Raw genomic sequence first — 8,755 nt, 5'->3', positions numbered from 1 at the left:
TCCGGCGACTTCGAGGCGGGCGGCTTCGACTCCGGCGGCTTCGACGCGGGCGGCTTCGATTCCGGCGACTTCGAGGCGGGCGGCTTCGATTCCGGCGGCTTCGACGCGGGCGGCTTCGATTCCGGCGACTTCGAGGCGGGCGGCTTCGACTCCGGCGGCTTCGACGCGGGCGGCTTCGACGCGGGCGACTTCGACGCGGGCGGCTTCGACGCCGATGTCTGCGAGGCCGACGGGGACTTCGACGCCGACGGGGACTTCGACGCCGACGGGGAGGACTTGGACGGCGACGGGGACTTCGACGCCGACGGGGACTTCGACGCCGACGGGGACTTCGACGCCGACGGGGAGGACTTGGACGGCGACGGCGAGGAGGACGGCGACGTGCTCGGCTTGCCCGGTGTGGACGGGCAGTGCTTCGAGCCGGGCGGGCACGACGGGGACGGGGACCGGGACGGGGACCGGGGCGGGCTCCAGGGATGCGGGAACTTCGGCGGCCTGGCGTGCTGGTCGTGCCGGCCGTACTGGTCACCGCGCTGACGGTGGATCCAGTTCTTGTGGTGGCTGTCGTAGAGCTCGAAGACGCTGACGACCGTCGGCGCGGGCCTCACCACGACCACGTTCGAGGGCCGGTACGCCGTCCAGCTGCGGCCCACCAGCTTCGGCGTGCTCTTCTGGGCGACCGGCGGGTTCAGCGGGTTGCCGCAGGCGCAGCGCACCCGGGGGACGCCGTGGTTGTCCACCAGCACGGCGGTGCCCGCCTGGAGAACCGACTGGAAGCTGGTGGCGCCCCCGTTGCGGTAGCCATGGTTGGTGACCCGGGTGTCGACGCGCAGCTGAACCGGGGTCAGCGAACGCAGAAAGGCGGGCACGCCGGCGGGCTGGACGCCGGCCGCGTAGGCGAAGGCCTTCTCCTTCCCCGGTTCGGCCTGGAGGAACTTGATCTGCTTCTCGACGTCGCAGGCGGGGGTGCGATTGGTGCCGCCGTACAGGCCGGGCGCGCCGCCCTCGATTCCCTGCACCGCGTTGGCCGTGCCGGAGGGCGCGGCGGCGGAGGGCGGGGGCGGGGCGGAACTCTCCTTCGCGGTGGATTCCGTGAACGGGTCCTGGCCGCTGCTGTTCGCGGACTGCAGGAAGACCTCGCCGCCCCTGACGGATCCGCCCGGACGGGTGAAGACCACCGCGAGGACCACGGCGGCGACGACGGCGGCGGTGAGGGCCGCCACCCGCGGCACGGACTTCCACCACGGCCCGTGGGGTCCCATGGCCCCGCCACCGGCACCGCCACGCGGCGGCTGGGAGGGCGGCGGTCCGGAAGGGGGCCGGGACGAGCCGGACAGCGGGCCGGAGGGCGGCCCGGTCGGGCGGCCGGAGGACGGAGGTTCGGCGCTCACGAGCACTTCTTCCCGTCGCGATCGTCGCGATACGCGGGGCGATGCGCGGCTTTTCTCAGTCAAGTCCCGTTTGGTGCATTTGGCTGCATATTGATCCCATTGTGTGTCGAAGGGTCGTGAGGCTCGCAAGCCGACGCGAACGGCCCACCCGGCGGGCGGGGTGCCCGGCCGCTGCTTAGCGTGTCAACCGTGAGCGTTCCCACCGTCGACCCACCCGTCGCCCGTCACGGCTGGGCACAGGCCGTGGCGGTGGTGCTGACCGGGCTGGCCGTCATGGTGCTGGTGGCGGCGCCGGGACTGTGGGCGGCCGGAGCGGGTGACCTGCCGGACGGCGCGTTCCCGCGGGTGGTGGCCGCGACCCTGGTCACGGCGGTCGGCGGCAGTGTGGAACTCTCCGGCAACGCGGGCGCGCTGGCGCAGACCCGCGCCGGGGTCACCGTGATGCCACTGTCGGTGACCCTGGTCGGCGCGCTGGTGATCGGCGGGGGCTTCCTGCGCCCGCTGCGGCACCGGGCGGTCGCCTCGGCCCGTGAGCTGGCCGGCTGGGCCGCCCGGATCGCGGTGCTGTGGCTGCTCGTGCTGATCGGCCTGGCCCTCGGCGCCCGGCAGACCTTCGCCGTCGACGTGGGCAACGGCACGCTGAGCGACCTGACCGGTCTGTTCGGCGCCGCGCCCCGGATCGGCTTCACCACGGACGTGCCGCTGACGGTGCTGTTCGGCCTGCTGTGGCTGGCCGGGGTGCTGGTGCTGGCGCTGCTGGTCGCGCGCGGGGCGCCGCTGCCGGGGCGGCTGCTGCGTCTGCAGGAGTCGGTGCGCCCGGCGGCGCACGCGATGGTGGTACTGCTCCTCGCGTGCGTCGTCGTAGGCCTGGTCACCGCGCTGATCACGGCGGCCACCCGGGATCGTGCCCAGGCGACCTTCGCGCTGATCCTGCTCGGCCTGCCCAATCTGGCCTGGCTGGCCCTCACCATCGGCCTCGGAGCGACCTGGAACGGCCGCGTGCACGGCCCGTTCGGCCTGCCCATGCCGCACGTCCTGGACGCGATCCTGCGTACCCCGGACGTCTCCGCGCTCAACCTGCGCTCGCTCACCGACTACGACGGCAGGTGGTGGTGGCTGGTGGCCGTGGACGCGATCCTGCTGCTGGCCGTGGCCTTCCGGATGGCAGCGAGCTCTCCGGCCCGGATCCGCCCGTGGCAGCACTCCGTGCACCTGGGCGTGGCGCTTGCGCTGACGGTGCTGATGATCTGCCTGACGTGCCGCATGTCGGCGCACTACGGACTCTCCCTGCTCGGCATCGGCGACCTGGGCGGCGGGCTGTCGGGAGAGCTGTTCCTCAGACCCCAGCTGTGGCGGACGGTCGGCCTGGGCGCGCTGTGGGGACTGGTCGCCGGGTTCCTGGGCGGCCTGGCGGCCCGCCGGGTGCAGCGCCGGGGCGAGGTGGGCGGGCCGGGCGAGTGACCCGGCCGGTCGAGGGCCGGACCACCGAGGGCTTCCGGCCGGAGTCGGCACGGTGAGTGGTCTCAGGCGGGGTTTCGCTCCGTTGCCTCCGCCCGGTAGACGGGGTCCGCCCAGTGCGGGGGGCTCGGAGGGCCGCTCACCGTCGTGTGGTCCGTCTCCGTGTCGGGCTCCGGCGCCGGGCGGACGCGGGCCGGGCCGGCGGCGGGCGCCGTGGCGGCGCGCAGGGCGGCGACGAAGGCGAGGCAGGTGTCGTAGCGGGCGTCGGGGCTCTTGGCCAGGGCCTTGGCGAAGACCGGGTCCACCGCGGGGTCGAGGCCGGGGCGGGTCCGGCTCGGCGGGGGCGGATCGTCGTACTGGTGGGCCCACAGCAGGGCCATGTCGTCGTCGCGGAGGAACGGCGGGCGGCCGGTAAGGGTCTCGTAGACGACGCAGGCCAGGCCGTAGACGTCGCAGCGGCCGTCGACCGGGCGGCCGGAGATCTGCTCGGGAGCCACGTAGTCGAGGGTGCCGACGAACTGGCCGACGCTGGTGAAGCCGGTCAGGGACAGGGACTTCTTGGTGAGCCCGAAGTCGGTCAGATACACGTGCTCGGGGTGGTCGCTGTCGATGCCCTGGGCGACCAGGATGTTGCCGGGCTTGACGTCCCGGTGCACCAGGCCGTGCTCGTGGGCGGCGTCGAGGGCGGAGGCCACCTGCGCGGCGATCCGCACGGCGTCGGGCAACGGCAGCGGTCCGCTCTGGTCGAGGAGATGGCGCAGGTCGCTGCCGGAGACGTGCCGCATGGCGATGTACAGCACGCCGTCGGTCTCGCCGGCCTCGAAGACCGGCACGATGTGCGGGTGGTCGATCGCCGCGGCCACCTGGGACTCATGGGTGAACCGCTTGCGGAAGGTGTCGTTGCGGGCGAGTTCGGGGGCGAGCAGCTTGAGGGCGACCGTGCGGTCCAGGCGCAGGTCGCGGGCGCGGAAGACGACGGCCATGCCGCCGCGCCCGATCTCGCTCTCGATGAGGTAGCTCGCGATCTGCCGGCCGATCAGCTCCGAGGGCCGGCCGGAGAACTGGCTGGTCTCGTGTGCCATCAGCGCTCACCTTCGGGCGCGACCAGCCGGGTCGGGGTGTGCCCGGCGGCGTCGTCGCCGGTGACCTCCCGGTCGGTGGCGTAGGTGGTCAGCCGCCGTCCGTCGCCGTACACCCAGCGGCCCTCCTCGGGGTCGTACAGCCACATGGACTCCCCGTCGACGACGATCCCGATCCTGAGGCCCCGGGTGCGGTCCTCGAAGTCCTCCCCGTCCAGCGCGCCGGCCGCGAGCTCCTCCACCGCGGACCGGTAGTCGGCCAGGGCCTGTTCGGCGCGGGCCAGCAGGGGCCGTGGATCGGCGGTGTCCGCCGGGCCGTCGACGGTGGGCGGGTCCTCGGGTACGGCGACGAGCCGGCGGCCGTCGACCCAGGCTCCCCAGCCGTTGGCGCAGCGGACGTACCCCCAGTCGCCGCGCCGCTCCACGAGCTCGACCGGCAGCAGCGGGTCGAGGGGCAGGGTGGGCCGGGCCGGGTCGGGGGCCTCCCAGGCGGGCATGCCGCGCGCCGGCACGACGTGCGTGGGCCGGAATCCGGGACTGGGCGCTCTGCTCATCGGGACGCCTGCTTCCGCGTGTGTGCCATCGCGTTCGCCTACTTCCGCATCACGGCGGGCTCGTGCCGGCGCAGCAGCCGGGCGACCACGATCCCGTAGAGGACGGAGAGCACCACCAGCATGACCAGATCGAGCAGCCAGACGCCCGTCGAGTGACGGAAGAGGGGGTCGGCGGTCAGGCTGCCCGGGACGATCCGGGACAGTCCGACCGTGCCGGCCATCGCGCCGAGCGCCCAGCGGGAGGGCACGAGCCAGGACAGCTGCTCCAGGCCGGGCACGCCGTTGAGCGGGAGCAGCGCACCGCAGAAGACGACCTGGACGATCGCGAGCAGCACCAGCAGCGGCATCGTCACCTCCTCCTTGCGCACCAGCACGGAGACCAGCAGGCCGAGCGTCATCGCGGTGAACGCGAGCAGGGCGGCGGCCAGGGTGATCTCGGCGAGCGGCGGCAGCAGGACGCCCCGGCCGCCGGGGGTGTTCAGGTCGACGCCGAGGAGGGCGACCAGGGTGAGGACGACGGCCTGGACCACGCTGATGGTGCCGAGCACCACGATCTTGGACATCAGATAGGCCGAACGGGACAGGCCGACGGCGCGTTCGCGCTGGTAGACGACGCGTTCCTTGACGAGTTCGCGCACCGCGTTGGCGGCGCCGGTCAGCACGGCACCGACGCACAGGATGAGCAGCGCGTTCATCGCGGTGTCGCGGGCGAGCCGGCCGTCGGCCAGGGCGCGGGCCATGGCGCCCATGACGAACGGCAGGGCGATCATGACGAGCAGGAAGGTGCGGTCGGAGCCGAGGACGGCCGCGTAACGGCGGATGAGCGTGCCGAGCTGGGCTTCCCAGCCGCGTGGGCGGGGCACCGGTGCCGGGACGACGGGGGCGGGGCCCGGGTGGTGGGGCTGGGTGGTGGCCTCGGTGACGTAGTGCCGGTGGAACGGCGACTCGCGGTACTCCCTGGCCCAGTCGCGTTCCGGGTCGCGGTCGAAGGCCTCGAAGGCCTCCGGCCACTGTTCGAAGCCGAAGAAGGCGAGGGCGTCGTCGGGCGGCCCGTAGTAGGCCACCTTGCCGCCGGGGGCGAGCACCAGGAGGCGGTCGCAGACGCCGAGGCTGAGGACGCTGTGGGTGACCACGATGACGGTACGGCCGTCGTCGGCGAGGCCGCGCAGCATGTTCATCACCGACCGGTCCATGCCGGGGTCGAGGCCGGAGGTCGGCTCGTCCAGGAAGAGCAGCGAGGGTTTGGTGAGCAGTTCCAGGGCCACGCTGACCCGCTTGCGCTGTCCGCCGGAGAGGCTGTGCACGGGCTGGTCGGCACGCTGTACGAGGCCCAGTTCCCGGATGACCTCGTCCACCCGGGCCCGTCGCTCGGCGGCGGCGGTGTCCTCGGGGAAGCGCAGTTCGGCGGCGTAGGTCAGGGCGGCGCGCACGGTGAGCTGGGGGTGCAGGATGTCGTCCTGCGGGACCAGTCCGATGCGCTGGCGCAGTTCGGCGTAGTCGCGGTAGAGGTCGCGGCCGTCGTACAGGACGGTGCCGCGGTCGGCGGGCCGCTGCCCGGTGAGGGCGTTCAGCAGCGTGGACTTGCCGGCGCCGGACGGTCCGACCACCGCGAGCAGGGACTTCTCCCCCACCGGGAAGGACACGTGGTCGAGGAGGACCTTGCGGTCGCCGTCGACGGCGACGGTGAGGTCCTGGGCGTCGAGGGAGATCTCACCGGTGTCGACGTACTCCTGGAGTTCGTCGCCGACCAGGCAGAACGCGACGTGGCCGATGCCGACGATGTCGCCGGGTCCCATGGGCGCGCGGGTGACGGGCCGGCCGTTGAGGTAGGTGCCGTTGTGGCTGCCGAGGTCGATGATCTCGTATGTGCCGTCGGGGTGGGCGCGCAGTTCGGCGTGGCGGCGGGAGACGATCAGGTCGTCCACCACCAGGTCGTTGTCGGCGGCCCGGCCGATGCGGACCGGGCGCACGGGCAGCGGGCGGACGCTGCTGGGCCGGCGGAAGGTGCCGGTCAGCAGGGGGAGCGACACCGCGGAGGGCCGGTCGGGGACGGGCTGCGGGGCGCCGGCGAGGACGGCGCGGGGGCCGTTGGTGGGATTGCCGAAGCGGATCACGCTGCCGGGGCGCACACCCCACCGGTCGATCCGGCGGCCGTCGGCGTAGGTGCCGTTGGTGCTGTGCTGGTCCGTCAGGGTCCAGCGATCGTCGTCGCAGCGCAGCACGGCGTGGTGCCACGAGACCCGGGCATCGTCCAGGACGATGTCGCTCAACGGGTCGCGTCCGACGTGGTAGTCGTGCCCCGGGCTCATGATCGTGGAGCCCGTGTCGGTCTCCAGGACGAGTTCGGGCGCCGTCGGGGCGATCGGCCGCTCCGCCATGGCCAGAATTCTACCGATTCGTCCACATATGCGCCCGGAATCGGGAGCCGGGCGGCCGACGGACACGTGTCAGGCGACGGGTACGACCAGCGCCGGCAGGGTGCGCTGCATGCGCAGTGCGTCGACGGACTCGGCGAGCAGTTCGTACTCGGTGGTGTCGTCACTGGCGGCGATCCGCACCAGCCGTCCGCCCGCCAGCTCGTCGGCCACCAGCTCCTGCCGGACGTCGTCGGCGCACCAGGCGCGCAGCAGGGCGGGCACGTCGGCCACGGTGTCCGCGACCGGCACCAGCGAGCCTGCCGGGAAGGCGGAGTCCTCCGGGCTCGGGTCCAGACGCTCCGCGATCCAGGACGCGCGGTCGCGCAGCCACCACAGTGCCAGGGCCAGCGTCGGGGCGCGGTAGGTGCCGAGCGGTACCCCGATGCGCCGGCCGTCGCACATGCCGTACGCGGTGACATGGCACAGGAATTCGTCGTGCACGTCTCACTCCCCCGTCGCCTCGCTGGTTGCGCCCGGCCCGGCCTCGCTCTCCGTGCGGCTCCTGTGCGGTGAAGTGCCCCTGATGTTCGAGTATCGCCACTCCCGAAACACTGTCACCATGACTTTCCGGCCAGTCTGTTGGCATATTCACCGCACGTTCTGGCCGGAACACATCGGCGCCTCCGCGGCCGCCGGGCATTACCAGGCAGGTAATCGACCCGCCCGTCGGCGCTCCGGCATGGTGGTCACACCGGATCGGCGAAGCCCCGGATCCGGCTCTGACCAGCAGTAATCAGCAGTTACGACCTCGATGGAGGCTGATTCACCATGTCCGTGAACACCAACCGTTACGAGAGCGCCGCCGCCCGCTACTTCGAGGCCTGGAACGCCACCGGGCCGGAGGCCCTGAAGAAGGCGGTCACCGCCGCGTGGACCGCCGACGGCGGCTACACCGACCCGCTCGCCGACGTCCGCGGCCACGAGGGCATCGCGGCCGTGATCACGGCGGCCCACGAGCAGTTCCCCGGGTTCGTCTTCCGCCCGCTCGGTGCGGTGGACGGACACCACGACACCGCGCGCTTCGGCTGGGAGCTGGTGAACGAGGCCGACGGCTCAGCGCCGGTCGCCGGGTTCGACGTGGTCACGCTGGACGACGAGGGCCGGATCCGGCAGGTGCTGGGCTTTCTGGACCGCGTGCCGGCGGCTGTGTGACACCGCCCGGCCGGCGATGAGTTCCGCCGCGCGCGACGGTCTGCCCTGACGCACGATTCCCGGCAGAGCGCCGCGCACGGCGGCACACGGAGGAACACCATGCAGACGAGCGGTCCGGTGGACGTGGAGTTCACCGCGGTTCTCCAGCGCAGTCCGCAGGCCGGCGGCTGGACCTACGTGGTCTGGCCGCGCTCGGCCGAGTTCTTCGGCACCCGCGGCCTGGTCAAGGTCAGCGGCACGGTCGACGGCCACCCGTTCCGGAGTTCGTTCATGGCCCTGGGAGACGGCCGGCACAAGCTCCCCGTGAGGGCCGGCATCCGGAAGGCGATCGGCAAGCGGGAGGGCGACACCGTGACCGTGCGCCTGGCGGAACGGCTCGGCTGACGACCGACTCCCGGTAGCGGCGGGGCGCGACGCCGACGGTGCGCTTGAAGGTGCTCTCGGAGCTGTACCGGACCGAGCATGCCCGTTCCGCCACCGGCGCGCAGCCCTGCCTCAGGGCACGGGCGGCCGGTCTCGTGCGCCAGTTCTGCGGACAGGCCGGCGGCGGCACACCCGCGGCATCCCGGAAGCGTACGGCGAAGGCCGTCCCCGACATCGCGGCGGCGCGCGCCGGCTCCCCCAGCTGCCAGGGGGGCCGGGTCGGCGTGCATCGGGTGCGGGGCGGGGGCCGGCCGCTCGTCCGCCGGCGCCCACAGCCAGCC

Annotated in this window: 7 protein-coding genes and 2 pseudogenes; 3 read left to right on the top strand and 6 right to left on the bottom strand. The window is 73.1% G+C overall.

Annotation, left to right across the window (positions count from 1 at the left end; translation table 11 throughout):
- Positions 1–191: 191 nt before the first annotated feature.
- Positions 192–1,391, bottom strand: a pseudogene (locus tag LMU33_RS23415) (DUF6777 domain-containing protein); the annotation flags it as partial.
- Positions 1,392–1,571: 180 nt separating this feature from the next.
- Between LMU33_RS23415 and LMU33_RS23410 the strand changes: the two are divergent.
- A complete protein-coding gene (locus LMU33_RS23410) occupies positions 1,572–2,852 on the top strand; it encodes a streptophobe family protein (protein ID WP_228622495.1) in 1,281 nt (426 codons plus the stop codon).
- A 62-nt stretch (positions 2,853–2,914) separates the two neighbouring features.
- Here LMU33_RS23410 and LMU33_RS23405 read toward each other — a convergent pair whose 3' ends face one another.
- The 4 genes from LMU33_RS23405 to LMU33_RS23390 form a co-directional block, all read right to left on the bottom strand.
- Positions 2,915–3,931 (bottom strand): serine/threonine-protein kinase, encoded by a 1,017-nt coding sequence (locus tag LMU33_RS23405; RefSeq protein WP_228622494.1) that lies wholly within the window; start codon positions 3,929–3,931, stop codon positions 2,915–2,917.
- Positions 3,931–4,482: a hypothetical protein gene (locus LMU33_RS23400; protein ID WP_228622493.1), complete on the bottom strand. Its 552-nt coding sequence runs from the start codon at positions 4,480–4,482 to the stop codon at positions 3,931–3,933. The genes LMU33_RS23405 and LMU33_RS23400 overlap by 1 nt, the downstream gene beginning before the upstream one ends.
- 38 nt (positions 4,483–4,520) lie before the next feature.
- The gene (locus LMU33_RS23395) at positions 4,521–6,860 is read right to left on the bottom strand and encodes an FHA domain-containing protein (RefSeq protein WP_228622492.1); all 2,340 of its coding nucleotides are present in this window, start codon (positions 6,858–6,860) and stop codon (positions 4,521–4,523) included.
- A 69-nt stretch (positions 6,861–6,929) separates the two neighbouring features.
- A complete protein-coding gene (locus tag LMU33_RS23390; protein ID WP_228622491.1) occupies positions 6,930–7,340 on the bottom strand; it encodes a hypothetical protein in 411 nt (136 codons plus the stop codon).
- A gap of 327 nt (positions 7,341–7,667) precedes the next feature.
- Here LMU33_RS23390 and LMU33_RS23385 point away from each other — a divergent pair, with 327 nt between their 5' ends.
- Both LMU33_RS23385 and LMU33_RS23380 read left to right on the top strand, forming a co-directional pair.
- Positions 7,668–8,051: a nuclear transport factor 2 family protein gene (locus LMU33_RS23385; protein WP_228622490.1), complete on the top strand. Its 384-nt coding sequence runs from the start codon at positions 7,668–7,670 to the stop codon at positions 8,049–8,051.
- A gap of 99 nt (positions 8,052–8,150) precedes the next feature.
- Positions 8,151–8,435 carry a DUF1905 domain-containing protein gene (locus LMU33_RS23380; protein WP_228622489.1) on the top strand — a complete coding sequence of 95 codons (285 nt, stop codon included), beginning with the start codon at positions 8,151–8,153 and terminating at the stop codon, positions 8,433–8,435.
- Here LMU33_RS23380 and LMU33_RS42215 read toward each other — a convergent pair.
- A pseudogene (locus LMU33_RS42215) lies at positions 8,428–8,755 on the bottom strand (helix-turn-helix transcriptional regulator); the annotation flags it as partial. The gene LMU33_RS23380 and the pseudogene LMU33_RS42215 sit on opposite strands and share 8 nt — an antisense overlap.

The sequence above is a fragment of the Streptomyces barringtoniae genome (genome assembly GCF_020819595.1).
Taxonomy (GTDB): Bacteria; Actinomycetota; Actinomycetes; order Streptomycetales; family Streptomycetaceae; genus Streptomyces; species Streptomyces barringtoniae.
This window is presented reverse-complemented; position numbering and strand designations above follow the sequence as displayed.

What these genes read in the sequence shown, in the direction of transcription:
- LMU33_RS23400 (WP_228622493.1), bottom strand. Translation starts at nt 4,482, where the DNA reads ATGAGCAGAGCGCCCAGTCCCGGATTCCGGCCCACGCACGTCGTGCCG.
- LMU33_RS23395 (WP_228622492.1), bottom strand. Translation starts at nt 6,860, where the DNA reads ATGGCGGAGCGGCCGATCGCCCCGACGGCGCCCGAACTCGTCCTGGAG.
- LMU33_RS23380 (WP_228622489.1), top strand. Translation starts at nt 8,151, where the DNA reads ATGCAGACGAGCGGTCCGGTGGACGTGGAGTTCACCGCGGTTCTCCAG.
- LMU33_RS23385 (WP_228622490.1), top strand. Translation starts at nt 7,668, where the DNA reads ATGTCCGTGAACACCAACCGTTACGAGAGCGCCGCCGCCCGCTACTTC.
- LMU33_RS23405 (WP_228622494.1), bottom strand. Translation starts at nt 3,931, where the DNA reads ATGGCACACGAGACCAGCCAGTTCTCCGGCCGGCCCTCGGAGCTGATC.